This window comes from Pseudomonas sp. GT1P32 (assembly GCF_054897805.1).
This window is the reverse complement of record NZ_CM142704.1, coordinates 2,052,185-2,078,508: the sequence shown is the minus strand read 5'-3', so window position 1 is coordinate 2,078,508 and position 26,324 is coordinate 2,052,185. Positions and strand designations below refer to the sequence as shown.

Sequence of the window (26,324 nt, the reverse complement as noted above, 5' to 3'; positions counted from 1 at the left end):
CTTGCGATGCAGTCGGCCCTATCTGTGTCGTAAGCGGCTTTTACTTCAACCCATTGAGCATAGTTGACCGCCCGATTCTGTGACCGAATTGGCTCGAACAACGGGAGTATCTCTCATGATTTTGTCGGCATTTCCGACTGACGGGTTACCAAACCATCTGCTTGTTGTCGCGGTGCATGAAGCGAAAGCGCCGCGTCACAGATTCTGATGCTCGCTCGATAGGCGCTCTCGCTGCATGTCATGATGACTTCCGCTTTCCTTCTGCAGGAAAAAACCACACGCGCCCATCAGCAGCCACTCCATCTAGAAGTGTCAGAACGTTTGAGGATTGGACGCAAGCCTATGGACAGATCATTACGTCCGCTCCGGTTTTCGAATCTTCGGACCATGGTACGTTAGACCTATGAAGGTGACTGTGCCTCTGTCGACGCGTACGCTGGAAAAGACATCATCGACTCGGAGGGTGGATGCTCGTAGGTTGAGGACAACACAGCACTGAGTCGATCGCCCAGCAGATTCCAGGCACACTTCTTCTCTTCGGCATAGTCGTGATGCAGGTAATGGCGCCTCACCCGTGAGCCTGCCAGTACATGGTTTTGGCAGCGATCGATGACGTCCAGGCTGACGCCTAAGGCCTGCATCATGGTCGCTCCGGTACGGCGCAGGTCATGCGGCGTCCAGTCGCCGTTTTGGCCCTCGGCAAGGACCAGGGTATCGTCGTGACGCCGTCTGGAGAGGGCCTTGCGATTTTTGAACCGGGCATGGCGATCGCCGACCTGTTTACTCACCACTTTCACGTCCACATGCCCATCATCCTGTTTGTTAGGAAAGCACCACTGAGAGTCTCCGATCAGGGGCTTGAGTTCCTGAAAGAAATGCAGGGCGAAGGGGGAGAGGAAGACATGGTGGTCCTGTTTCTTGCCGTGAGTGCCTTTGACGTTTTCACTGGGGAGGAACCAGGTCTGCAGGTCCAGATCAACATTTTTCCATTCGGTCTGCAGCAATTCGCTAATCCGGCACAGCGTGCCCAGGCTGATCCAGAGCGCGAGCTGCGTTTCCTTCTTTAATGGCCGAATGCCTGCACACTTTTTCCTGGCGGGGAGAGCGGTGTAATCGGCGGTCATTTGCTGGAGCGGTTATGCAGTTCCAACAGCTCTGCCGGTGAAAGGATCCGACTTTGTTCGGCCTCGTAGTCGGCAGGGATCAATGGAGTGCTAGGGGTCGAGTGTTCGATTCACTCCGTCCAGAACATATAAATCAAGGGGTTGCGAAATTTTATATCGCGACAAATTTTTTGTTTTTGATCGTTTTTACCCCTGCAGAACGACTGGCTCTGGGTGGAGTCTTAGGTCGCGCGTACTTTCTGGAAAGGCTGAACAAGGGGTGCTGATCGGCGAGAACCACAATCTCCGAGCCCCCTTTGCGTTTCGAGAGCGTACGCCTCACTAAACCACCGATCCGAACAGCGATCCCACCAGTGCCGTGACGCCCATGGCCAGCGCACCCCAGAATGTCACCCGCCAGGCGCCGGTGATGACCTTGGCCCCGCCTGCCTTGGCGGCAATGGCGCCCAGTGTCCCGAGAAACACCAATGACATGCCCGATATCCAGGGCACCGCGCTGTGCTCCGGTGCGACAATCGTTACTGCCAGAGGCAATGCAGCGCCCACCACAAAACTGGCGGCCGAGGCCAGGGCGGCCTGCAAGGGTTGGGCGGTGAGGGTGGCGCTGATGCCCAGCTCGTCCCGGGCGTGAGAGCCCAGTGCGTCGTGGGCCATCAATTGATCGGCCACCTGATGCGCCAGCTCAGGTGATACGCCTCGATGCATGTAGATGTTGGTGAGCTCGATGTGTTCGGCTTTCGGGTCGCTCGCAAGTTCTGCCTGTTCGCGGGACAGATCGGCCCGCTCGGTATCGGCCTGGGAGTGTACGGAAATGTACTCGCCTGCCGCCATGGACATGGCACCGGCCATCAGCCCCGCCATTCCGGTGACCAGTAACGTGGCGTGGCTGGCGTTGGCGGCCGCGACGCCGATCAGCAGACTGGCGGTAGAGACAATCCCGTCGTTGGCCCCAAGGACGGCGGCGCGCAGCCAGCCGATACGATCGCTTCGGTGTGCCTCTGTGTGCCTGTGCATGAATTTCATTGTTTAACGGGACTCACTGTCATTAGGCGGTTCAAGTCGGACGGGGTCCGAGCGGTCCGGCAATCGGCGTCAACGGGTTTCAATCTGCACCTGCAACTGGCCGCCGACAATGGATATTTCTTTGAACTGTTCACCCTCGCGCAGCACAAACAATGCGTCCATCCCGCGCTCCTGAGTCAGACGTGGGCCCTCGGTTTCGCCCAAGACCATCAGCGCCGTGGCCCAGGCATCGGCGAGCATGCACGAGGCGGCTACCACGGTGACGGCGGCCAGTCGGTTGCACAGCGGGGCGCCGGTGACCGGGTTCATGGTATGAGCATAGGATTGTCCGGCCACGTCGACCCAGTGTCGATAGTCCCCGGATGTCGCGATAGCGGCATCGCTAAGTTCCATCACGCCCATGACTTCACGCACGCCCCGGTTGGGCTTTTCCAGGGCCACGGCCCAGCACTGGCCGTCAGGTTTGACGCCAAGGGCGCGCATCTCGCCATCAATGCCGACCAGGTAGCGGGTAATGCCCAAACCCTCCAGGCAACGGGCCAGTTCATCCACGCCAAAACCTTTGGCGATGCCACTCAAATCAAGGTTCAGCGGCATGCGCTTGCGCGCCTGATTGCGTTGCGGGTCAACCACCAACGCGGCGCTGGCTAACAGCCGGGCGCGGGGCGCAATCGTACCGATCGCCTGCTCTGTGACTGTCTGTTCCCCGGGGCCAAACCCCCACGCGTTAACCAGATCACCGACCGCGATGTCGAAGGCGCCGCCGGATTGTTGACTGACACGCAGCGCAGCAGACAGCACCGTCGCCAGTTCCTTGGGCACGGACACCCATTCCTGCTCGGGGGCGGCGTTGAGGCGGTTGAGGTCCGAGTCGGGTTTCCAGGTGGACATTTGCTGGTCCACCCGGGCCACGGCGCGCGCCAGGCGATGGCCAACGTCGTCGGTATCGATCCCGGCCCCGGCATAAAACAGGGCGGTGTAGCGGGTGCCCATGGTTTCGCCGTTCAGGCTATAACGCTGCAACTCAGTAGACGTCTTCACGGTAGCGTCCTTGTGCCTTGAGGGTCAGCACACTCAGGTTGAGAGGTGCCAACACTTCATCGAGGGCCTGCATCACGCCTTTGGCCATTTCGCGACTGCCACACACCAGCACCTGGGCACCTTTTTCAATCAGTCGGCGCAAGGCCAGGGCATCGCTGATCAGCCGGTCTTGCACGTAGCTGCGGTCCTGTACCTGAGAGAAGGCGGCGCGCAGTGCCGTGAGGCGTCGGTCCGACAAGTATTGGTTGAGCTCCGGTTCATAGAGAAAGTCCGAGGCCGGGTTGCGCCCGCCCCAATACAAGTGCATCGGGTGTCGAGCCTTGTTGTTGCGGATAAATCCGGCCAGAGGACCGATGCCGGTACCGGCGCCGATCAGGATCACCGGGTGCGTGCCCGATGCCGGACGAAATTGCGGGTTGGGCTGGATAAAAGCTTCGATCTGCGCGCCGATGTTCAGGCCATGAAGGAATTCCGAGCACATGCCACCGTTGTGTTTACGCACACAGATCTCCAGCACGCCGTCCTGCGAACCGCTGGCCAGCGAGTAGAAACGCGGGACTGGGCTGCCCGAGGGCAGAATCCCGACCAGGTCACCGGCCAGAAAGTCCGGCAGCTCGCCGCAGGCTTTGAAACGCAGTACGTGGGTCGGCGCATTCACCTGTTCGCCATAGGCAATCCGCTCTGTCAGCTCCAATTGATGCGTACGCGGCTGCTGCCGGGTGTGAACCAACGTCAGGTCCTGCCCCAACACTTCGCCCAACGCGAGGCCCCAGCGCGCAAACTCCTGAGAGGATTGGCGGTTGACGGTTTCCAGCTCCAGCAATGGCGAGCCACCGGCCTGCAACATCGCGTCCTGCACCTGATGGGCGTACTGACAGAACTGCGCAAACTGGCGGTCGCCCAGGCCCAGCACCGCAAAGGGCAGGCCGGGTTTGAGGCCGGTTTTGGCCAGCCGCGCCAGGAACTGCGAAGCCGAGGCCGGCGCATCGCCGTCACCGTGGGTCGCGGTGAGAATGAACACCCGTTGGGCATTGCGGTAATCGCCTACCCATTCATCCATCGCCGCGCTATGCACTTGATGGCCACTCTGGTGCAAGGCGTCATGCAAGGTTTTGGCAAAGCCCCAGGTGCTGTTGTTTTCACTGCCCACCAGAATCACGCTGTCGGCGGAGTGGGCAGGGTTGTTGTGGCGGATGCTCGGGCCAGCCTTGCGGCGACGCCACCACAACAGGATGCCGGTTACGCTCATCAACGGCACGCAGAGGGCGCAGAGCCCAAGCGGCAGGCCCAGCCACCAGAGGCCTTCGCCGGTGTGCAGCTGATAGATCCATTCATAGAGGTTGTGCATCGAGTCGTGGGCTTGATAGGACAACAAGGCGCCGCTGGCCTGATCCACGTAGTCGTCGCCCTGGGCCGTGCGCAGGGAAAACACATCGTGCGGGTTGCCGGGGCTCGGGAAGACCAGCTCGCGCAGGTCGTTCAGGTCGGTGGCCTGCAAGGCTTGCAACTTCGCCACCGGCAAGGCCGGGCCGGCGCTAACGTGGGCGGGGAAGGCGGGCTCACTCTGACTGCCGTCGGCGATAAAGCCAAAAGTGGTGGCGGACATGTAGAGCCCGCTCAATGCCGACAGCAGCAGCCCGAGCAAGGCCAGTCGCCCGACTTCAGCATGCCAGCGCTGGCTGAAAGTGCCCCGCAGTGGCAGCAGCAGGTTGCGCCAGCCACCCAGACGCCGGGCCAGCAATAACGCGCCGGACACCGACAATATCAGCATGAACAGCGCGCCGACACCCGACACCCCATGGCCCGGCGTGCCAAGGAACAGCGAGCGGTGCAGGTCTTTCACCCAACGAGAGAACGCGGATGGCTCGTAAGGTGCGAGGCCTTGGCCGGTCAGTGGGTCGACCTTTTCAGCCCCGGCCTGACCGTTCTGGTTGTAGTAGACGATCACCGTGCCGGACGCTGTGCGCTGGATCTGCTCCACGCCCGGGAAGTGGCTGGTAACGCGCCCGGCCAGTTGGCCGACGTTGAGTTGTCCGGCAGGGGTGGACGTGCTGTGCAGGCGTTCCAGGGCCGGGTCGACAGACAGCACCGCGCCGCTGATGGCCAACAACATGACCAACAGGGCGGCGATCAAGCCGGGCAGGGAATGGAACTGGCGAAGCATGTTCAGCCTCCAGAAAGAGCAGGTGCTACAGATCGTAAGTAAAGGAGTCGACGTAGGTGCTGCCGGTCACCGGCTTGCCTGCACCCTTGGACGTCAGGGGCACGTTGACATCAGCGTGGGCTTCACGTTTATCCTCGACGGCGCTGTCGATGCGGATCTGATACCCGGCATCAATGAGCGTATCTGCCAGCTCGACGCTGACTTTGAGCGTGCGCCCGCTGCCGACACTGGCACCGCTGACCCCATCAAACTCTTTCGGGTTCATCCCGCTGCCACGGGCCCAGTCGCCCAGGTGCTTGTAATATTTGGCCTTCTTGCCGGCCACCCAGAGGGTTTTCTGGTATTGGCCATTGGCGTCGGTGACGTAGATCGCCAGGTAGGCATCATTGCCGCTGTAGTCCTTGAGCTGTGTGGTCAAGGTCACTTCACGGGCCTGGGCCAGCCCCGGCAGGGCAATGGCGCCGGCGAGGCAGGTTGCTGCGATGATCTTTTTCATGGCGGTGTCCTTTTGATCGTTAGGTCGAGAGCCTGGACCTGCTTGCTGACAGCAACCTGAAGCGCAGGAAAAACACATCGACAGGTGAGGCGTCATTCGGTGAGCGGGCTGCCGAGGTAATCCCCGGCATCGCCGTCGTCCCGGAAATGGATCTCGAGTGTGTGCAGGCGCAGCGATGCCGGTGAATAGCTGGCTTCGATGGCATTGCCTTTGCGGTCCAACCCCTTGAGCTCGTAACAACCGTCGTCGACCTTGATGCGCTGCACGCTCCAGCCGTATTGCCGCTCGACCTGCTGACGCAAGGTTTCACGCGGTTGCCAGTCGCTCACCGGGTCGCTGCAGTCGTCATCGGCCAGGGCGTAACCGCTGAGCAGCAGGCTCAACAGCGCGGCATTGGCAATAAAACCTGATTTCATGATCTGTCTCCTGCCGAGGTCGGCGTCTGTGGCATACCCTAAGGTGCATTCCTGACAATCAGCTGAATCTTCAGATTCACGTCAGGTAAGGCGATTAAGGTGCTGCACGACAACCAACACAGGAGGTGCCAGATGCGGGTTTTATTGGTCGAGGACGCACCAGGCTTGGGGGAAGCGGTGCGCGAACAAATCGCCGATGACGGCCATGCAGTCGATTGGGTGCAGCGTCTGGACCATGCGCGCAACAGCGTGCGCACCACGCCTTATGACCTGATCCTGCTGGACCTGATGCTCCCGGACGGTCGCGGGCTGGATTTTTTGCGTCAGCAACGCTCGGCAGGGGACGTGACCCCGGTGATTATCCTGACCGCCCAGGATCAGATTTCCGATCGCATCGCTGGCCTCAACGCGGGCGCCGACGACTACCTGGTCAAACCGTTCGACCTGTTTGAGCTCTCGGCCCGTGTGGCGGCGGTGGCCCGGCGTTATAGCGGCAACCCCAATCCGCAGATCAAGCTCGGTGATTTGCAGGTTGACATGAGTGCCCGTACGGTGCAGCGAGCCGGCGCGACGGTGGATCTCACGGCGCGGGAATGGGCGCTGTTCGAGGCGTTTGTGCAACGCCCCAGCGCGCTGCTGTCCAAGTCGCAGCTAGAAGAACGGCTGTATGCCTTCGGCGCCGAAATCGAGAGCAATACCATCGAGGTCTATATTAGCCGTCTGCGTAAAAAACTCGGGCGCGACCTGATTGAAACCGTGCGCGGCATGGGCTATCGGTTGATGTCCGCATGAAGCCGTCGTCAAGCCTGCAAAAACGTCTCGGCCTGGGATTGACGTTGGGCACGACCTTACTGTGGCTGGCGGCGACCGTCGGTGCCTGGCTGGTGGTGCAACATGAATTGAACGAAGCGTTCGACAGCGCGCTGGAAGAGACCGCGCAGCGCATCCTGCCTTTGGCCGTGCTGGAGATCAGCAACCGGGAAACCCCCAGTGAGCCACAACATGTCGCCACCCTGAAAATGCACAAGGAATACCTGACGTATCTGGTACGCGATGCCAAGGGCGAAATCCTGATGCAGTCCCACGACGCCAACCCGAAGATCTTCAACCAACAACCGGCCGAAGGCTTTTCAACCACTAAAAAATACCGTCTGTATGGCGCCAGTGCGCTGCGTGAGACGGTGTTCATCGAAATCGCCGAACCTCTGGAACATCGCCGTGAAGCCGCCCGCGAAGCTTTGCTTGCCTTGTTGTTGCCGCTGTTGGCGCTGATTCCCGTCAGCCTGTTGGGCACCTGGTTGTTCGTGCGGATCAGCCTGCGCAGTGTGTTGGCGTATCGTCGTGCGGTCGAGGCGCGTGGCGTGGGTGACTTGTCGCCGATCAAGGTGGCCCGCCTGCCGGCAGAAATCGATCCGTTGGCCGAGGCGGTCAACCACCTGCTGGAGCGCTTGCGCAAGGCCCTGGAAGCCGAGCGCAGTTTTACCGCCAACAGCGCCCATGAACTGCGCACGCCGCTGGCCGCGACCCTGGCGCAGATCCAGCGGTTACACCACGAGGCGCCCGAAGGCCCGTTGCGGGTACGAGCGGCGAAGATCGAAAACGCGTTGCGCGAGTTGGCGCGGCTTTCGGAGAAGCTCATGCAACTGGCCAAGGCCGAGGGCGGTGGGCTGTTGTCCGAAACACCTCAGGACCTGATTCCATTGCTGGCCCATGGGGTCGACGAGTGGAACCAACGCAGCGGTCAGCGCATTGAGTTGCATTTGCCCGGCCAAGCCAGCGTGTACTCGAGCATTGATCCGGACGCCTTTGGCATCCTGTTGCGCAACCTGATCGAGAATGCGCTGAAGTACGGCGCAGCGGATCAACCGATCGAAGTCAGCCTCACCGAACAGGCACAACTGCGGGTGGTCAATAGCGGCCCGGCGGTGCCGCAGTCGGTATTGCAGCATCTGACAGAGCGCTTTGTGCGCGGTCACAGTGAAATCAGTGGTTCAGGGCTGGGGTTGGCGATTACTAAAACCATCGTGCAGGGGGTCAACGCGAGGATGAAATTGGTTTCCCCTGCAACAGGTCGACAGGAGGGTTTCGAAGTGTGCGTCTGGTTACCGCTTGCCTAGTTCCAACCAGGTCGTCCGGCTCCACTTGGCTCTTTCTCAGCGTCGGGAATAACGAACGAAGTTAAGTTCGGCGCGTCCACAGGCAGCAGCTTAGTCACGGATTACTGACGCCAGTGGACGCAAATCACTGCGTCCACTGCGGTTTCCGAATCTTCGGGCCATGGTATGTTCGGCCTATGAAGATGGCCGTGCCTCTGTCAATGCGTACGCTGGGAAAGACATCATCGACTCGATCGGTGGATGCTCGTAGGTTGAGGACAGCACGGCACTGAGTCGATCGCCCAATAGATTCCAGGCGCGTTTCTTCTCTTCGGCATAATCGTGATGCAGGTAGTGACGCCTCACCCGGGAGCCAGCCAGCACATGGTTTTGACAGCGATCGATGACGTCCAGGCTGACCCCCAAGGCCTGCATCATGGTCGCGCCGGTGCGGCGTAGGTCATGCGGTGTCCAGTCACCGTTCTGGCCGTCGGCAAGGACCAGGGTGTCGTCGTGACGCCGTCGTGAAAGGGCCTTACGGTTTTTGAACCGGGCCTGGCGATCGCCCACCTGTTTGCTCACCACTTTCACGTCCACATGCCCATCATCCTGCTTGTTCGGAAAGCACCACTGGGAATCTCCCGTCAAGGTCTTGAGTTCCTGAAAGAAATGCAGGGCGAAGGGGGAGAGGAAGACATGGTGGTCCTGTTTCTTGCCCCGGGTGCCTTTGACGTTTTCACTGGGGAGGAACCACGTCTGCCGGTCCAGATCGACATTTTTCCATTCGGCCCGCAGCAACTCGCCAATCCGGCACAAGGTGCCCAGGCTGATCCAGAGCGCGAGTTGGGTTTCTTTCTTTAGCGGCCGTATGCCGTCGTATTTTTGCCCGGCGGGCAGGGCGTTGTAATCGGCGGTCATTTGCTGGAAGCGGTTGTGCAATTCCAACAGCTCCGCTGGCGAAAGGGTCCGGCTTCTTTCGGCTTCGTAGTCGGCAGGGATCAATGGAGAGATGTCGACCAGTTCCGTCGGATCGCCCTCGATCAATAAGGCCCGCCAGGGCTGACGTTTTCTGGCCCAGTTGAACATCTGAGTGAGGTCGGCGAAGAAACTGATGGCTTGGCGGTGAGCGCCGCGGTTGACCACGGTGCGGATCAGCGCCCGAACCTCCTGTTCGGAAACATTGTTCACCGCGGTCTTGCCAAGTGCTGGTAAAAGGTCTTTGTTAAAACGTCGTTGTAACTCGGCATTGCCGTCTTTACGCGCCACGCCATCCAACAGCCAAGCCTTGGCCAGATCCTGGAGGGTCAGCGTTTGCACCTTCGTCGTTTTTACTTGTTCGGCCTCTACGTTGGCTGCCGCGTATGCCTGTGCCTTGGCGGTTTTCTTTTGCTCGTTGGGATTGATCTGCTCATCGATCAGCGCTCGGGCCTGGTTACGCGCCTTGCGAATGTCCGTCAGGGATTTGCGCGGCCAGGTTCCGCAGGCGTACTCTTTATTTTGGTCGCCCCAGCGATAACGATAGAAAAAGCTGACTGACACGCCGTCCTTACGCACTGAGATTCGACCGGCGAGATTGCCATCCTCCCGGAGGATTCGGCCGGCATCGTTGGGAGTCAGCGACTCGAGTTCTTTGATGGTGATTTTGGCCATGAAACGGACTCCCCCTACTTTTACCCCCACAAAAACGTCGGCTCTTGATGGACGTTACTGGACTCTCGTAGAGCAGAACACCGCTGGAGCTCAAGTAAATACTAGCTTATAAAAATCCAGAGTAAAATTTTGGAAGCTTTCAAGAAGTATGAAAAAGGAGATGGGGTGCTAGGGGTCGAGTGTTCGAATCACTCCGTCCCGACCATATTTCCTGAGTAAAATCAGACAGTTAAGCCGATCAGATGGATCGGCTTTTTTGTGCCTGCGCAAAACTGGCGCAAAACTACCCGGTGATTTCGCTAATATTTAGGTCCGGAATTGCCTCAGCCCAGACGATTCCCTCGTGGTCTCGCTGGTAGTTTCTGGTCATACCCTCGCTCGCATGCCCCGCAATTTTTTGCCCATCTTTTCCGGCTTTCTTGTACAGGTGGAGCGACAGTGCTGCATTGGTTACAGGGTTTGGCATGGCAATAGAATTCCTCGCCCGCCATTCACCGGCAGAATGTGAGTCGTAAGGTTTTGGCTTGCAGTCGGACGAATTCGACGGGGACGCTGGCGGTGGGTATCAGGGAATAGCTGATATACGAGGAAGGCCTGCTCGAATAAGGTCCAGTAGTTCGCCCTGCCAGCTGTTTCAGAGAAATGCTGAGTGGCCGCAACTGGTCAGGGTGGGCTTACTTCTTGGTCGCTGATCCTTGTAGCAGTACATGTAGGCGAACCAGGCGAGGGCGATCATGGCGAAACCTCGCGCCGAGCCCACTGCACATACGGGCTGTCTTCAGTGTCAAAAAGCCGGGCTTTATAGGCTTCGATATCCTCGTCGAATTCTGGAATGTCCGGGTGCCATCAATACCCGTTTTCGTCACGCACAACTTCGACGGAGCCAGTCGGTGCCACGGAGGAACGCGAGCCAGGCTTGCCCCAGCGCATGCTCAACGAATTATCGCCATCACCGACGCCAGTGAGCGCTAATGGCCTGCCAGGCCTACGTAAGGGAGGTCTCGCGGTGAAGTCGAACTCCCACGATTGTCATTCCTGCTTACGTAGACGCAAGATCAGCGGCTCAAGCGTTGGACGCTTGTTTTTCCATTCTTCTTTGGTAATGCCGAGCAGTACCACGTCAATTCGGCTTCCGTTTTTCAGAATGTTCTTGCGTCTAACTCCTTCAAGTTCAAAGCCAAACTTCTGGTGCATTTTTATTACGGCAGAATTAGTTTCCAATACCTCGCAATTGAGCTTTTCCAGGCATGCGTCATTGAATGCATAGTCAAGCATCCAAAACTCTACAATGCTTCCTATGCCTTTTCCTTGATGCTCAGTGTCTAGATAGAACGCCCAATCGGCTGTTTGTTGAACTGCATTTATGGCGTTGAGTGAAACGACACCGATGGACTGCTCATTCCTCATGGCCACGAACACCGCTTGGCGCTTGTTTCCTTTCAAAGAACGCAACCAATCCTCGTGCTCCTCTTCGGTGATTTCGTGGGAGGTGTACATGTTATTTCGGACATCCTCCTGGTTTCGGAGAGTGCGCACATGTGCTTGAACAGAGGGGCTGGCGTCAACTAAAGGAATAAACTGCACCGGATTACCTCGCGGGGACCAGAAAACTTAAAAGGCTAACAGCTTCATAGAGAAAATACCTTTTCAAGCGACTTGGTTTGCAGAGTCACTCCGGAGCCTTCGGTACCGCAAGCGTCAACTTGATGAATTCCTCATTCTTGTCGATCGTATCCAGGGCGCCGCGCACATTGTCGGCGACATCGGCAGCTCCTCACTACTCGACTTGGTTGGACAGTTCCAGGATGGCGGTCTCAAGGGGCAGTTGGTTTTCGTTGATCTTGTAGAGTAGGGAAGGGATCAGGTCTGAACTTGGCAAGGGCGATTCCTCCGTGGAAGAGGAGGGCTTGGCAGTCAAAAAATTGAATTGGGATTTGTTCGGCAGGATGCCGGAGAAGGGGAAGTGCTGTGGGAATATACAACGCTAAGTTATTGATTCTTGTTGGGGGATGCGCCGGTTTTGAGATCGTCCAAAACCACCGTGTTTCCCTTGCACATCAGGCTGCCGGTTGCCTCGACATGGTGAGGGGGGCGGAAATTGGACAGAGTGATGGCCATTGGCTAACGTCATGTAGCCTCCCTCCGAATCACAAATCGGCGGATTACCAAGGCATGCAAATCGATCTACCGCCCGAGCCGGGAAGCGAATCACGGAGATAGAGGCATGGAGAGTGCTGGGGCGGACTTTGATTTGATCGTGGTGGGTGGTGGGCCAGCAGGCTCTTCGGCAGCGATTCGTGCTGCGGAGCTTGGGTTGTCCACGGCGGTGATCGAAGTTTCTGGAGGTCCTCGGTTCCGACCTGGAGAATCCCTTGCGCCAGGTACAGCTCTTCTCATTTCTCAATTGCTCGGAAGTGAAGCTTTTTCTCAGCTCCCGAAAGCAACTCACGACACGATCAAATTTACGGATGACAACGCTCAAAGGCTGAATCATTTCGGTTTCGAACAAAGTGGCATTCATGTGCATCGGATCGAATTGGACGAGGCGTTGTTGGCCGCGGCGGCCAGGGCTGGCGTTCGTCTTTTTCGGCCTGCATCTGCAAGATCAATTGATTTGTGCGATGCAGGGTTAGTCACAGTTAACTCAACATGCGGTCAATTGACATCTCGAGTTGTCATTGACAGTACGGGTTCAGCCAATTGGCTTAGCAAGAAAACTGGCATTGAAGCGCTGCGTTTGAGTAACCCTCTTGAGGTCGCGTACCGCTATAGCGACTCGGTCGATGATGATATGAATCCGTCTTTTCACCTTGGCTCGCAAGGGTGGCGGTGGACATCCAATATTGGATCGGGTCGACACGTCGAGTGTGAGATGACCTTTGAAGAGCGCCGTAAAGTTCATACATCGCGTTTGGGCTTCCTCAGGGCCGACAGCACTTGGCGCATTGCCGATCAATTGGCCTCGCCCCGATTTGTACTAACGGGTGACGCGGCTTGCAAGCTCGATCCTGCGGCTTCTCGGGGGGTATATCGAGCCCTGGTCTCGGGGATGGCTGCCGCGAACGCGGTGAGTGTTTACCTCGGGCGAAACTCAACCGAGGCTCTGGAAGATTACTGCGCAATGATAACGGGGTGGTTCCTGGGCGACTGCCAACGGCTCAATGCGTTCTATCAGAGCGCATCGGGCCGGGACGACCCCATAGGCTTTGCTTCAAGAGTGGCAACTACCTTTGGAGTGGTCATATGACGCTTGAACAAGATGTTCGTAATCTGCTGGTAAAGTTGCTGGCCACCCGTTGGAAAACGGTTCTTGGCGCGCATGGTGTCAACGCGCAAACAGAGTTTTCAGCCGAACTCACCGTGGATCGTACAGTCCTTGGCTTTCATGATTTCAGTACGGATAAAGCAGCTCTTATTCAACCAGGTGATCCTGCGAGGAGTTTGCTTTATCACTGTCTGGCGAGCCCTGCGGTTCAACCATCAGGTTTGAAACAAAGCGACTATCCAACACAGGAAGATCTGGATCTGGTCGAAAACTACATCTACAGCCTGGTTGAAGTTTCTGATCAACAACGGCGCAAATGGGTGGCGGCCGTCTTCGCCTATGAGTATCGGGAAGCCGCTGGAACACCGCATCGCATGCATGCAGACCTTGTTTTCAGTCGCACTGGTATAGCTCGTGTCGGAAATGCGCCGGCACTTTACGACCCCGCGATACGCAACTATCGGCACGATACCGATGTATCACACGAAGTGCGTGTCATGCCTGCCCGCTATGCTGCCTTCCTTTGCGAACGTGTAGAGGGTAGTGATCTTGAGGGGTGTTATTTAGGTAGTTCACAGTTTGGCGATGCGAGCCGCCAATTCCTTGTTCCAATCGTTAAGCTTTTTCCAGGTTTGAGACTGGACACCTTTACCTGTGAGACTGTTGAGTTTTCTGCTTTCCACTTCACTGATCGACTGCGTCGTCTTTTTTCCGTCGGAAAACTACCGAACATCAAGGATGCGGACCTTGGCCAACCTCCCTATACGCGCACAAGTCGCAACCACGGGTTAATGATCAATGCGGAATTGAAAGGTGCAACCCTTACAGTCTGCGCAGAACCTCAACCACTTGTGCGAGAGGTCATGGTGTCGATGGAGGCCGGTGGCGGTCAGGATCAACTTGGTGCAACTGAGGTGCCTCCGAAGGGACCCGGGATCGAAGCCTATATCGAGAACAGGAGGTACTCGACACTTCGTGTTGGGCAGAAATTATTCAGCGCAGGCCTCGACTATATTTCTGCTGCCATCATCGGAGTCGTGGCGGCAAACGAACGGCCGTTCCTTTCACCGCGCAACTGTTCTGAATTCATTAATATGCGTCATCAGCTGATAGATGACGCTGGCATCGTGAATGATATAAATATCACCATTCCTGGTGCGACAGCGTTTGAGTCGATGCTTGATGCAGGTCGCTATGATATAGCCCTTTACCTTGATGATATTTGCGATGGTTATGTGGCTGCCATGTATAGCAGTAACGATCACAAGTACGACGTGACACCTGCTTTTTCAGTTATTACGGCTCCTGATTTTTTCCCATATGTTGGAAACCTGGAACTCAAAAAGTTCTCAAGTAATTTTGAGGAAGGTGGTCCGTCTGCATTGTGCGAAGGGCGGTTGGGCGCAAATGCACGGATGACTGACCCTGATACAGGGGCACCGATTTTTACTTCAGATGACACTATCGTTACTGCTGTCAGCAGACCACCACGCAGGGAGGGTATGGCCCACACGGAGCGAGTGGTCGATGTGCCGACTGCCTTGTCGGATGGTGCTTCGAATGTCTTTGCACCTGGTTGGGACGTCACCTACGGCAGAGACAGTGTTTTTTCGGCACCTTATTATCACACCGCCGGTTTGGGCTCGCCGTTTGTTGAAGACGCAAAGTTATGTGCTGCCGCCAACGGTATGTGGGCTGCCGCATCGCCAGATGCATCGCGCACATTTAACCGAACTAAAACGCCGACAGCGATCCCTTTGACAGATGAGGAACTCGGCCTGCATCCAGATAGCCCGGGTGCGATAAATGGGCAACCAACTCCTGGTTGGGACGGGGAGCATGGACCATTTTTAGTGGCGGGCGGATTGAACGTGATGGTCAACTTTTCCGACATCATGAGAGCTGACTATGTCACCAATGCTCTGTCCAACAGCATATGTTTCGATAAGTTGCGTGCTGTCGGTCGGTCAGAAATGCAGCACCGAATGCGTGCATTCGCTCTTATTATCGAGAAATTAGACGGTCCAGGCGCCAAGGTTTCGAAGTCAAGTCACTGGCTTGTGGTTTTCCGATCCTATGAGCGGTGGTCTGATCTGAAGACTGAAGAAATCTTGCCCGCATCGCTTCTGAATGATTATTCCGCCTCTGAAGCCAAGGTCAGAGACATGTCCGGTGGTGGCTATTTTTTTGGCTTTGCTGACGGTGGTAAATCACCGCAACATACAAATGATCCGAAGAGACTCCTGGTTGCCGTGTCTTCCATCAGGTTTTTGCTTTGGGATCGTGATTCAGGCAGAGCGATCACGTTTTAGAAGAGTTGAAGTAACGTGGAGGTGCGATGTTTGCCATCTTTAATGGCAATTTTTTCGTCTTTCAAGGAGGACTTAATATGCGTTTTCTAATTCTTGTGTTTCTTGTTCTCACGTTGCAAGCCTGCGCTCCGATATCGTATCGCGAAACCGATGAGGGAAGGTTTGAAGGCGCTTTGGATGTGCGCTGGATCAAGAATGACTATTTTCTATTTGTTCCAAGCAAGGATGATCCGTTTCGATTTACACGTTCTAATGGTGAAGTAATCCGCCCTGGCCCCATGTATACCGATGGGGGGTCAATTCCTCGATTTCTATGGGGCGTCAATGGTTATTCCCCTTGGGGGTACGCCCCCGCTTATATCATTCACGATTGGCTTTTCGTGGCTCATGAGTGTGGTTACCCCGGGTACAAGGATTACTCGTTCAAAAATACGCACATCGTCCTGGCAGAGGGTTTGAAGGCGGTGATGGAGGTAAGTCCTGAGGTTCGAAATTACTTTGTTTTTGAGTCGGTGGTTGCAGCCGTCAGTTCGCCCATAGCGAAACGGCTCTGGGAGAAGGGTATATGTAATGAACCCGTAGCTTTCAATCTGCTGGGCATTCCTGAACAAACGCCTCCTGGGGAGTTGCTGATGACAATAAAATTCAAATAGTGGCTGACGCGCAGCTTCAATCTGATGCCCGAGATCAGCGCCCGAGTCGTGATGGGCGATGCTGTTGTTTTTGTGGCCCAGAAGCGCCTTTCGTCTTGTTACGGGTAGGTGATATCAACCCTTCGGATGCCGGTCAAACATTTGCCCGCTACAATGCGTGCCTCGACCGTGACAAACCAGATAAAAAATATGTCCTTGCCCAAACATCACCTGGAACTGCTCAGCCCTGCCCGTGACGTGAGCATCGCTCGCGAGGCGATCCTGCATGGTGCCGACGCCATTTATATCGGTGGCCCGAGCTTCGGCGCCCGCCACAATGCCTGTAACGAAGTGAGTGAGATCGCCGGACTGGTGGAGTTCGCCCGGCGCTACCACGCCCGGGTGTTCACGACTATCAACACCATCCTGCATGACAATGAGCTGGAGCCAGCCCGCAAGCTGATCCATCAGCTCTACGATGCCGGGGTCGATGCGTTGATCGTCCAGGACCTTGGCGTGATGGAGCTGGATATCCCGCCGATCGAGTTGCACGCCAGCACCCAGACCGACATCCGCACCCTGGCACGGGCGAAGTTTCTTGACCAGGCGGGCTTCTCCCAACTGGTACTGGCCCGCGAGCTGAATCTGCAAGAGATTCGCGCCATCGCCGACGAGACCGATGCGGCCATCGAATTCTTCATCCATGGCGCGTTGTGTGTGGCGTTCTCCGGCCAGTGCAACATCTCTCACGCACAGAACGGTCGCAGCGCCAACCGTGGCGACTGTTCACAGGCCTGTCGTTTGCCGTACACCCTCAAGGACGACCAGGGCCGCGTCGTCGCCTACGAAAAACACCTGCTGTCGATGAAGGACAACAACCAGAGCGCCAACATTCGCGCGTTGGTGGAAGCCGGCGTTCGCTCATTCAAGATCGAAGGGCGCTACAAGGACATGGGCTACGTGAAGAACATCACGGCCTACTACCGCCAGCGCCTGGACGACGTTCTTGAAGATCGCCCGGACCTGGCCCGTGCGTCCAGTGGCCGCACCGCGCATTTCTTCGTACCTGACCCGGACAAGACCTTCCACCGTGGCAGCACCGACTACTTTGTCACCGACCGCAAAGTCGACATCGGTGCCTTCGACTCACCGACTTTCACCGGCTTGCCGGTGGGCGTAGTGGAGAAGGTGGGCAAGCGTGATTTGCAGGTGGTGACCTCTGAGCCGCTGTCCAACGGCGACGGTCTCAACGTGCAGATCAAGCGCGAAGTGGTGGGTTTTCGCGCCAACATTGCCGAGCCCAAGGGTGAGTTCCTCGAAGAGGGCGAGAAGCGTTATCGCTACCGTGTCGAGCCCAACGAGATGCCGGACGGGATGTACAAGCTGCGGCCCAACCATCCACTGAGCCGCAACCTGGACCATAACTGGCAGCAAGCCTTGCAGAAGACTTCCGCTGAACGTCGTATCGGTCTGGCCTGGGTCGCACAGCTGGACGAGCAGCGCCTGCAACTCACCGCCACCAGCGAGGAGGGCGTCAGTGCCAGCGTGTCTCTGGACGGCCCGTTCGGTCTGGCCAACAAGCCGGAGCAGGCCCTGGACCAACTGCGTGATCTGCTCGGTCAACTGGGCACCACCGACTACCACGCCACCGGCATCAAGCTGGAAGCACCCCAGGCATTCTTCATCCCCAACTCGCAGCTCAAGGCGCTGCGTCGGGAAGTGATCGAAGCGCTGACTGCGGCCCGTCTGCTGGCCCACCCTCGGGGTGGTCGCAAGGCCGAGACAAACCCGCCGCCGGTGTACCCGGAGTCGCACCTGTCGTTCCTGGCCAACGTCTACAACCAAAAGGCTCGCGACTTCTATCACCGTCACGGCGTCAAGCTGATCGATGCAGCCTTCGAGGCCCACGAGGAAACCGGAGAAGTGCCGGTGATGATCACCAAGCACTGCCTGCGTTTCTCCTTCAACCTCTGCCCCAAACAGGCCAAAGGCGTCACCGGCGTTCGCACCAAGGTCGCGCCGATGCAACTGGTTCACGGTGACGAGGTGCTGACGTTGAAGTTCGACTGCAAACCTTGCGAAATGCACGTGATCGGCAAGATCAAGGGCCACATCCTTGACCTGCCACTACCGGGCAGCGTCGCGGAGCCGGTCGTCGGTTACATCAGTCCTGAAGATCTGCTCAAGACGATTCCTCGCGCGCCCCACTGAAAGGTGGGCTAGCCCGCATCAGGGACAGGGACGTTTCTTGATCGGTGTCAAACGGATGGGGCGGGCAGCTCTGTATTCTGCGAAGCAACACTCGCGCGCCCTTGCGGATGAACGCGCGAGTTCCCATTGGGCCGAAGCTCGCCGGCACTGGCGACACAATGGGATTGATGTTCCTCTCGCTGAGTCATCAGAGCCATCCCTCTCATGGTCTATCCCGTTTTTCTGACATTGCACCTGTTCGCCGCGCTGATCTTCATCGGCACGGTGTTCTTCGAAGTCCTGTTTCTGGAAAGCATCCGCAAGCAACTTCCCGACAGGGTGATGATGCTGGTCGAGCAGGGGATCGGTCGTCGAGCCCGGACGCTGATGCCGTGGGTGTTGCTGGTGTTGTTCGGTGCGGGAATCGGCATGGTCTGGCAGCGCTACTTGCCCGCTCTTGCCACGCCGCTGGCGTCCTCGTTCGGCACGCTGCTGATGGTGAAAATCGTCGTTGCCGTGAGCGTGCTCCTGCATTTTCTGGTTGCCATGATTCTGTTCAAAAGCGGGCGCATGAACGCTCGTTATCTGCAATTCATCCACGGCAGTCTGTTCTGCCATATGGTCGCCATCGTCTTGCTGGCCAAAGGCATGTTTTACCTGGCGTGGTGACCGATGGTCGGCCTCTGCAAGCACTTGGCTGGCGGCTTGATACAAATCAAGGAGCGATGATTGCCGATCCCGGACACTGAAGATCCGCAGCCAGTCTGGGAGACTCGTCATGCTCGATTTCTTTCACAACCCCGGCGAGCTTGTCGCTCGATGCGATCAAGGCGTACTCGACCCCAACTGCCATGCCGATACGCAAAAGTTTCACAACGGCATCGGCTCTCTGGATTTGCTTCGAGCCTTGCGCACCAGTCGCCAGAAACGCCGGCCGCTCTCCCTGAACGTGCGCCTGCCTTCCAGCCTCAAGCCATCCTTTTGCACCCTTGCTGATGCCTGCGGCGAGCAGGGCGCCATCGAGCACTACCTGCGGCGTCTGGAACACGAGATCGACCTGGTCGGTTGCCACACCCATCCAGAGCAACGGGTCGAGCAATTTCACCTGGGAGGCGGAACGCCCACCATCGCCCATATTCAGCGACTGATGGGGCATTTGCGTCGCCGGTTCAACTTTCTGGCGCATGAGTCTGGCGACTACAGCGTTGAAGTGGATTTGCATCACACCGATTGGTCGACCATGGGCGTGCTGCGCGATCAGGGATTCAATCACGTCAGCATCGGCGTTCCGGACATCGACACCGAGTGCGAGATGTCCGTGGCTTGTTACCAGAATCCGGCGCCGATCCATTCACTCATCGATGCCGCGCGCACGTTTGGTTATCGATCCATCAATGTCGATCTGGGGTTTGGCCATGCCTGGCAAACGCCGGACAGTTTTGCGCTGAAGCTGACGACGATTATCGAGCTGGAGCCCGACCGCCTGATGGTGTTCGACTACGCACGACCACCACGCCGCTATCGGCCTGTGCTCGGTGAAACGGCCAGGGCGTTGTGCAGCCAGGACGACAAAGGCGCGATGCGTCAGATCTGCTTCGAGCAATTGCTGGCAGCGGGGTATCACTACATCGGCATGGGGCAGTTTGTCCGGCCCGATGATGACCTGGCGATCGCTCAGGAGCGGGGCCGCTTGAGCCGCACCTGCGATGGTTTCACCCGTCACGGCTATTGCGATCACATCGGGTTCGGTGTGGGCGCCATCAGCCGGATCGACGATTTGTACACGCAAAATACCGATGTCATTGGGCGCTATCAGCGTCAGCTGGACAACGACCAGCTGCCGACAGCGCGTGGCTGGCGTTTCGAGGCGGGGGAGCAGATCAGGCAAATGGTCATGGAGCGACTGGCGTGTGATCAGGAGCTGGATATCCGTGCCATCGAGCGGCGCTATGGGCTGGTGTTCCCCATGTATTTCTCATCCGTCTGGCCGTTGCTGGAGCAATTGAGTCGTGACGGTTTGATTGAATTGTCAGAGCGTTTCATCAGCATCCTTCCCGCCGGCCGGCAGGAAGTGGATGCCATCTGCAGCCTTTTTGAAAAGGAGGTGGACTGTGCAAAACATTAACCCACCTGCGAGTTGATTGATCATGAAGCCTTCATTCGATTTCAATCGTGCCCTGGTCGAAAAATATGACCGCCCCGGGCCGCGCTACACCTCTTACCCGACGGCCCCGCAGTTTCATCAGGCGTTTGCCGTCGACGACTATCAGCGTGCCGCCCACGATAGCAACCTGGCCGCTGTGCCGAAACCGTTGTCGGTGTACATCCACATTCCATTCTGCAAAAGCCTTTGTTACTACTGCGCCTGCAACAAAATCATTACCCAAAAGACTCATCGTGCCGTCGAATACCTGACGTACCTCAAGCGTGAAATCGCCATGCAGGCCGCGCTGTTCGACAGCACGCGCAAGCTTACGCAGCTGCATCTGGGCGGGGGCACACCGACGTATTTGACCCAGGAACAACTGGCCGACCTGATGGACTGCCTGCACCAGGCATTCGACATGGACGACAGCGACGACCATGAGTTTTCCATCGAGGTCGACCCGCGCACCATCAGCAGCGAACAGATCCACTCGCTGCGCCAATTGGGCTTCAATCGACTGAGCTTTGGCGTGCAGGACTTCGATCCCGACGTCCAGGCGGCGGTCAATCGCCAGCAAAGTGAAGCGCAGATTTATGCGCTGGTCGCGGCGGCGCGCGAGGCGCAATTCAAGTCGATCAGCGTCGATCTGATTTACGGCCTGCCCCTGCAAACGGTGCAGAGTTTCGACGTCACCCTCGCCAAGATTATTGCCCTGCGCCCGGACCGGATTGCTGCCTACAGCTATGCGCATCTGCCGGAGCTGGTGCGCGCGCAACGGCTGATTCGCCCAGAGGACATGCCACCGCCGAAGCGCAAGCTGGAGTTGCTCGAACTGACCATTCGCCGTTTGACCGAGGCCGGTTATGTCTACATCGGCATGGATCACTTCGCCTTGCCGGATGACGAGCTGGCACTGGCCCGCGCCCATGGCACGCTGCAACGCAATTTCCAGGGGTACTCGACCCATGCGGACTGCGACTTGATCGGCCTCGGGGTGTCTTCGATCGGCAAGGTCGGCGACAGCTACAGCCAGAGCGTCAAGGAGCTTTCGCAGTACTACGCGCGCATCGATCAAGGTCTGTTGCCGGTGCATCGGGGTTATCGCCTGAGCGCTGACGACCTGTTGCGCCGCGAAGTGATCAGCGACCTGATGTGTCATGGCCGGATCGATTTCGCCAAGTTCGAAGCGCGTCACGCGATCTGCTTCACCGAGTATTTTGCCGAGTCATTGGCCCAACTTGGCGAGCACGTTCGCGACGGACTCTTGCAGATTCACCGTGACGAGCTGGTGCTGTTGCCGCAAGGGCATTTGATGATGCGCAGCGCCGCGATGGCGTTTGATGCCTACTTGGGCGATCAGCAAAAAGGCCAGTTTTCCCGCACTGTTTGAGAGGGGCGGAACGCTCTGGCACGGGGATTTTCAGCAAGTTGATTTCAATCAAGGGCAGGGCGCACAACGCTCCCTAACATGGCCGCAGACCCTTTGAAATCAGCCCGCTCATGACAACTTCTTCGCCTTCGATACCTGGCAACCTGCGCATCTGGAGCGTTGGTCTGGTGGTGATGGTCTTGCTGATACTCGCGATGTTCGCGGTGGTCCAGGCCAAGTCATACGGCGACATCGAGCAGCAGCGCATCGAGAAGGTCTTCCCGCAAACCGATTCGGTTTCCACACCGGAAGGCCCGTTCAAGGTGCGGACGATATCAGCGGCCGGCAAGGTCATCGGTTATGTCTTCCAGAGCCTGGACGTGGTGGACATTCCGGCCTACTCGGGCAAACCGATCAATACCCAGGTGATTCTCGACACCGCCGGTGTGATTCAGGATGCCTACGTCCTGGAACACCATGAGCCGATTCTGCTGATCGGCATCCCCGAAGAAAAACTCCACGGTTTCAGTGCCCGCTACAAAGGGATCAAGGTCAGCCGGCGAGTGGTTGTCGGCCATTCCAGTGACCCGAGTGCGGTCACCGTAGATGCCATCGCCGGCGCAACCGTCACCGCCATGGTGGTCAATGAAGTCATCATGCGGGCCGCCCATGAAGTGGCCGTATCGCTCAAGCTGATCGAAGACAAGGGGGCAGTGGCGAGCAAGCCCGCCACCGTGCGCCAGGACTTTTTCGAGCCTGCCACCTGGGAGCAACTGAGCGGAAACGGCGCCATCCGCCGCTTGAACCTGACCCGTGGACAGGTCGATGCAGCCTTCAAGGGCACCGAGGCCGAAGGCGTCGACACGGCCGCGCCTGACCAGGTCGATGACACCTTTATCGAGTTGTACACCGCCGACCTGAACCCGCCGACCATTGGCCGCGCGCTGCTGGGTGACATTCAATACCGTGTCCTCATGCAAGACCTCAAGCCTGGCGAGCAAGCCATTGCTGTATTGGGACGCGGCTTGTATTCGTATAAAGGTTCGGGTTACGTGCGCGGCGGGATTTTCGACCGGGTGCAATTGCGCCAGTTCGGCAATGTCATCAGCTTTCGCGACATGGACCATCAGCGCCTCTCCGACGTATTCGCCAAGGGCATGCCCGAGTTCAATGAGATGTCGGTGTTCATTGTGCGCAAGCAGGCGGGTTTCGATCCGGGATCGCCCTGGTCCCTGGAGTTGCTGGTACGGCGTCAGACCGGTCCGGTCAGCGGCATGTTCAGCAGCTTCGAACTGTCTTATCAATTGCCCGAGCAATACCTTGAGCGCCCCGCACCGAGTGCCGAAGAACTGGCCGCCATCGAGGAAGCCAGCCGGCCGATGTGGCTGACGATCTGGTATCAGAAACACTTCCAGGTCGGTGTACTCGCCACCGCGTTGTTGCTGCTGACCGCGATCCTGTTCCTGCAGGACAAGTTCACCCGCCGCCCGCATTTCCTGCACTGGCTGCGTCGCGGTTACCTGATCTTCACTGTGGTGTTCCTCGGTTGGTATGCCCTGGGGCAACTGTCGGTGGTCAACGTCCTGACCTTTGTCCATGCGTTGTTCGAGCACTTTCGCTGGGAGCTGTTTCTCACCGATCCGCTGATTTTCATGCTGTGGGTGTTCACCGCCGCGAGCGTTCTGTTGTGGGGGCGTGGGGTGTTCTGCGGCTGGTTGTGCCCGTTCGGTGCCTTGCAAGAACTGATCAACGAAGCCGCGCGCAAGCTGAAAATTCCTCAGTACGAATTGCCCTTCGCGGTGCATGAGCGGTTGTGGGCGATCAAGTACATCATTTTGCTGCTGCTGTTCGGTATCTCCCTGGAATCCATGTCCACTGCCGAACTGTTCGCCGAAGTGGAACCGTTCAAGACCGCCATCACCCTCAGGTTCGACCGCCAATGGTGGTTTGTCCTTTACGCGGTGGCGCTGCTGGTCATCAACATCTTCACGCGCAAAGTCTATTGCCGCTACATCTGCCCGTTGGGTGCCGCGTTGGCGATCCCGACCAAGCTGCGCCTGTTCGACTGGCTCAAGCGCCGCAAGGAATGCGGCAACCCCTGCCAGTTGTGCGCCAAAGAATGCGAGATCCAGGCGATTCACCCGGATGGGCGGATCAATGCCAACGAGTGCCACTACTGCCTCGATTGCCAGATGACTTACCACAACGAACACAAATGCCCGCCGCTGATCAACAAGCGCAAGAAGCGCGGCAAACCCGCACCCGTGGCGGCGCAACTGATACCTGTCGTGGAAGTGACGGCGCCTGAATGACGCGCCCCTTGTAGGAGCGAGCCTGCTCGCGATGGTCGCTAACGTTGACGCGTAATGACTGGCTAAACGCGGCGCTCTTGAGTCCATCGCGAGCAGGCTCGCTCCTACCGTTGACCGAGTTCTACCCGCACACCGATTTATCCCTTCAAGGAGTACGCAGCATGACTGACACAGAATCCACAAAACCGGTGCAGGAAGAAGAACAGACCGGACTCAGCCGTCGCGGTTTTCTCGGCAGCAGCGCCGTTACCGGGGCGGTGCTGGCAGGGGCCACGACATTGGGCGGGGCGGTGTTCAGCCGCGAGTCATGGGCGGCTGCGGTCAAGGATGCGCAGGCGAAAACCCATGTCGGCCCCGGCGAGCTGGACGAATACTACGGCTTCTGGAGCGGTGGTCATCAGGGCGAAGTGCGGGTGCTGGGCGTGCCGTCGATGCGCGAGTTGATGCGTATTCCGGTGTTCAACGTCGACTCGGCCACCGGTTGGGGCCTGACCAACGAAAGCAAGCGCATCCTCGGCGACAGCGCGAAGTTCCAGAATGGCGATTGCCATCACCCGCACATCTCCATGACGGACGGCAAGTACGACGGCAAGTACCTGTTCATCAACGACAAGGCCAACTCCCGTATTGCGCGCATCCGCCTGGACATCATGAAGTGCGACAAGATGCTCACGGTGCCGAACGTGCAAGCCATTCACGGCCTGCGCCTGCAAAAAGTGCCGTACACCAAGTACGTGTTCGCCAACGCCGAGTTCGTCATTCCGCACCCCAATGACGGCCACACCTTCGACCTGCAAGACAAGAACAGCTTCACCATGTTCAACGCCGTCGATGCCGAAAAAATGGAAATGGCGTTTCAGGTGATCGTCGACGGCAATCTGGACAACGCCGACATGGACTACACCGGCAAGTACGCCGCGTCCACCTGCTACAACTCGGAGAAGGCCTACGACCTCGGCGGCATGATGCGCAACGAGCGCGACTGGGTCGTGGTGTTCAACATTCCGCGCATCGAAGCCGCGATCAAGGCCGGCAAGTTCATCACCCTGGAAAACTCCAAAGTGCCGGTGGTCGACGGTCGTAAAACCGATGGCAAGGACTCCGAATTCACCCGTTACATCCCGGTGCCGAAGAACCCCCACGGCCTCAACACCTCATCCGATGGCAAGTACTTCATTGCCAACGGCAAGCTGTCGCCGACCGTATCGATGATCGCCATCGACCGCCTGGACGACCTGTTCGCCGATAAATTCAAGGACCCGCGCGAGGTCATCGTCGCCGAGCCGGAACTGGGCCTGGGCCCGTTGCACACCACCTTCGACGGTCGCGGCAATGCCTACACCACGCTGTTCATCGACAGCCAGGTGGTGAAATGGAACATGGCGGACGCGATACGTGCCTACAAGGGCGAGAAGGTCAATTACATCAAGCAAAAACTCGATGTGCATTACCAGCCCGGCCACAACCACGCGTCGCTGACCGAAACCAGTGAAGCGGACGGCAAGTGGCTGGTGGTGTTGTGCAAATTCTCCAAGGACCGCTTCCTGCCGACCGGGCCGCTGCACCCGGAAAACGACCAGTTGATCGATATTTCCGGCGAAGAAATGAAACTGGTGCACGACGGCCCGGCGTTTGCCGAACCGCACGATTGCATCCTCGCGCGGCGGGATCAGATCAAGACGCAAAAAATCTGGAACCGTAACGACCCGTTCTTCGCCGCCACCGTGGAGCTGGCCAAGAAGGATGGCATCAACCTGGAGACCGACAACAAGGTGATCCGCGACGGCAACCATGTGCGGGTCTACATGACCTCCATGGCGCCGGCGTATGGCTTGACCGAGTTCACCGTCAAGCAGGGCAACGAAGTGACCGTGACCATCACCAACATCGACCAGATCGAGGACGTGTCCCACGGTTTCGTCATGACCAACCACGGCGCGAGCATGGAGATCAGCCCGCAGCAAACCTCGTCCATCACCTTCACCGCCGACAAGGCCGGCCTGCATTGGTATTACTGCAGCTGGTTCTGCCATGCGCTGCACATGGAAATGGTCGGCCGCATGAAGGTCGAGCGGGCCTGACGGTTGA

Annotated in this window: 18 protein-coding genes and 4 pseudogenes; 12 read left to right on the top strand and 10 right to left on the bottom strand. The window is 57.8% G+C overall.

The annotated features are described in order from the left end of the window. Positions 1-401: 401 nt before the first annotated feature. The 6 genes and pseudogenes from ACYZUC_RS09365 to ACYZUC_RS09340 all read right to left on the bottom strand — a co-directional run. Positions 402-1,213, bottom strand: a pseudogene (locus ACYZUC_RS09365) (site-specific integrase); the annotation flags it as partial. Between the two features lie 232 nt (positions 1,214-1,445). Beyond that, positions 1,446-2,147 carry a VIT1/CCC1 transporter family protein gene (locus tag ACYZUC_RS09360; RefSeq protein ID WP_461995279.1) on the bottom strand — a complete coding sequence of 234 codons (702 nt, stop codon included), beginning with the start codon at positions 2,145-2,147 and terminating at the stop codon, positions 1,446-1,448. 69 nt (positions 2,148-2,216) lie between these two features. After that, on the bottom strand, positions 2,217-3,188 hold the full coding sequence (locus ACYZUC_RS09355) for an FAD:protein FMN transferase (protein ID WP_461995278.1): 972 nt from the start codon (positions 3,186-3,188) through the stop codon (positions 2,217-2,219). Further along, positions 3,172-5,352 (bottom strand): PepSY domain-containing protein, encoded by a 2,181-nt coding sequence (locus ACYZUC_RS09350; RefSeq protein WP_461995276.1) that lies wholly within the window; start codon positions 5,350-5,352, stop codon positions 3,172-3,174. The genes ACYZUC_RS09355 and ACYZUC_RS09350 overlap by 17 nt, the downstream gene beginning before the upstream one ends. A gap of 25 nt (positions 5,353-5,377) precedes the next feature. Next, positions 5,378-5,848 (bottom strand): DUF2271 domain-containing protein, encoded by a 471-nt coding sequence (locus ACYZUC_RS09345; RefSeq protein ID WP_461995274.1) that lies wholly within the window; start codon positions 5,846-5,848, stop codon positions 5,378-5,380. Positions 5,849-5,940: 92 nt separating this feature from the next. After that, the gene (locus tag ACYZUC_RS09340) at positions 5,941-6,264 is read right to left on the bottom strand and encodes a PepSY domain-containing protein (RefSeq protein WP_461995272.1); all 324 of its coding nucleotides are present in this window, start codon (positions 6,262-6,264) and stop codon (positions 5,941-5,943) included. Between the two features lie 132 nt (positions 6,265-6,396). Here ACYZUC_RS09340 and ACYZUC_RS09335 point away from each other — a divergent pair, with 132 nt between their 5' ends. Next, positions 6,397-7,056: a response regulator transcription factor gene (locus tag ACYZUC_RS09335; protein WP_046815239.1), complete on the top strand. Its 660-nt coding sequence runs from the start codon at positions 6,397-6,399 to the stop codon at positions 7,054-7,056. After that, the gene (locus ACYZUC_RS09330; protein ID WP_461995269.1) at positions 7,053-8,381 is read left to right on the top strand and encodes a sensor histidine kinase; all 1,329 of its coding nucleotides are present in this window, start codon (positions 7,053-7,055) and stop codon (positions 8,379-8,381) included. Before ACYZUC_RS09335 ends, ACYZUC_RS09330 begins: the two co-directional genes overlap by 4 nt. Before the next feature lie 174 nt (positions 8,382-8,555). Here the strand turns inward: ACYZUC_RS09330 and ACYZUC_RS09325 are convergent, their stop codons facing one another. Then, positions 8,556-10,010, bottom strand: a complete 1,455-nt coding sequence (locus ACYZUC_RS09325; RefSeq protein WP_461995267.1) for a tyrosine-type recombinase/integrase — start codon at positions 10,008-10,010, stop codon at positions 8,556-8,558. A 283-nt stretch (positions 10,011-10,293) separates the two neighbouring features. Continuing rightward, positions 10,294-10,452: pseudogene (locus ACYZUC_RS09320) on the bottom strand (integrase); the annotation flags it as partial. A gap of 452 nt (positions 10,453-10,904) precedes the next feature. Between ACYZUC_RS09320 and ACYZUC_RS09315 the strand changes: the two are divergent. Continuing rightward, positions 10,905-11,020 (top strand): annotated as a pseudogene (locus ACYZUC_RS09315) (lysis protein); the annotation flags it as partial. A 19-nt stretch (positions 11,021-11,039) separates the two neighbouring features. Here the strand turns inward: ACYZUC_RS09315 and pseH are convergent. After that, positions 11,040-11,594 (bottom strand): UDP-4-amino-4,6-dideoxy-N-acetyl-beta-L-altrosamine N-acetyltransferase, encoded by a 555-nt coding sequence (pseH, locus tag ACYZUC_RS09310; protein WP_414911579.1) that lies wholly within the window; start codon positions 11,592-11,594, stop codon positions 11,040-11,042. An 85-nt stretch (positions 11,595-11,679) separates the two neighbouring features. Further along, a pseudogene (locus tag ACYZUC_RS09305) lies at positions 11,680-11,889 on the bottom strand (hypothetical protein). A gap of 345 nt (positions 11,890-12,234) precedes the next feature. Here ACYZUC_RS09305 and ACYZUC_RS09300 point away from each other — a divergent pair. The 9 genes from ACYZUC_RS09300 to nosZ all read left to right on the top strand — a co-directional run bounded on the left by ACYZUC_RS09300 (position 12,235) and on the right by nosZ (position 26,317). Then, positions 12,235-13,257, top strand: coding sequence for an NAD(P)/FAD-dependent oxidoreductase (locus ACYZUC_RS09300; RefSeq protein ID WP_461995265.1), 1,023 nt, complete (start codon positions 12,235-12,237; stop codon positions 13,255-13,257). Further along, positions 13,254-15,587: a hypothetical protein gene (locus ACYZUC_RS09295; RefSeq protein ID WP_461995263.1), complete on the top strand. Its 2,334-nt coding sequence runs from the start codon at positions 13,254-13,256 to the stop codon at positions 15,585-15,587. Before ACYZUC_RS09300 ends, ACYZUC_RS09295 begins: the two co-directional genes overlap by 4 nt. A gap of 26 nt (positions 15,588-15,613) precedes the next feature. Further along, positions 15,614-16,240, top strand: a complete 627-nt coding sequence (locus tag ACYZUC_RS09290; protein WP_461995261.1) for a DUF1353 domain-containing protein — start codon at positions 15,614-15,616, stop codon at positions 16,238-16,240. Positions 16,241-16,429: 189 nt separating this feature from the next. Continuing rightward, a complete protein-coding gene (locus tag ACYZUC_RS09285) occupies positions 16,430-18,430 on the top strand; it encodes a peptidase U32 family protein (RefSeq protein WP_461995260.1) in 2,001 nt (666 codons plus the stop codon). Positions 18,431-18,634: 204 nt separating this feature from the next. Beyond that, positions 18,635-19,078 carry a CopD family copper resistance protein gene (locus ACYZUC_RS09280; RefSeq protein ID WP_461995258.1) on the top strand — a complete coding sequence of 148 codons (444 nt, stop codon included), beginning with the start codon at positions 18,635-18,637 and terminating at the stop codon, positions 19,076-19,078. 109 nt (positions 19,079-19,187) lie between these two features. Continuing rightward, a complete protein-coding gene (locus ACYZUC_RS09275; RefSeq protein WP_461995256.1) occupies positions 19,188-20,534 on the top strand; it encodes an oxygen-independent coproporphyrinogen III oxidase in 1,347 nt (448 codons plus the stop codon). A 22-nt stretch (positions 20,535-20,556) separates the two neighbouring features. Next, positions 20,557-21,945, top strand: a complete 1,389-nt coding sequence (gene hemN / locus ACYZUC_RS09270) for an oxygen-independent coproporphyrinogen III oxidase (protein ID WP_461995254.1) — start codon at positions 20,557-20,559, stop codon at positions 21,943-21,945. A gap of 110 nt (positions 21,946-22,055) precedes the next feature. Then, on the top strand, positions 22,056-24,236 hold the full coding sequence (gene nosR / locus ACYZUC_RS09265) for a transcriptional regulator NosR (protein ID WP_461995252.1): 2,181 nt from the start codon (positions 22,056-22,058) through the stop codon (positions 24,234-24,236). Between the two features lie 161 nt (positions 24,237-24,397). Beyond that, positions 24,398-26,317, top strand: coding sequence for a TAT-dependent nitrous-oxide reductase (gene nosZ / locus ACYZUC_RS09260; protein ID WP_461995251.1), 1,920 nt, complete (start codon positions 24,398-24,400; stop codon positions 26,315-26,317). The last annotated feature ends 7 nt before the right edge of the window (positions 26,318-26,324 follow it).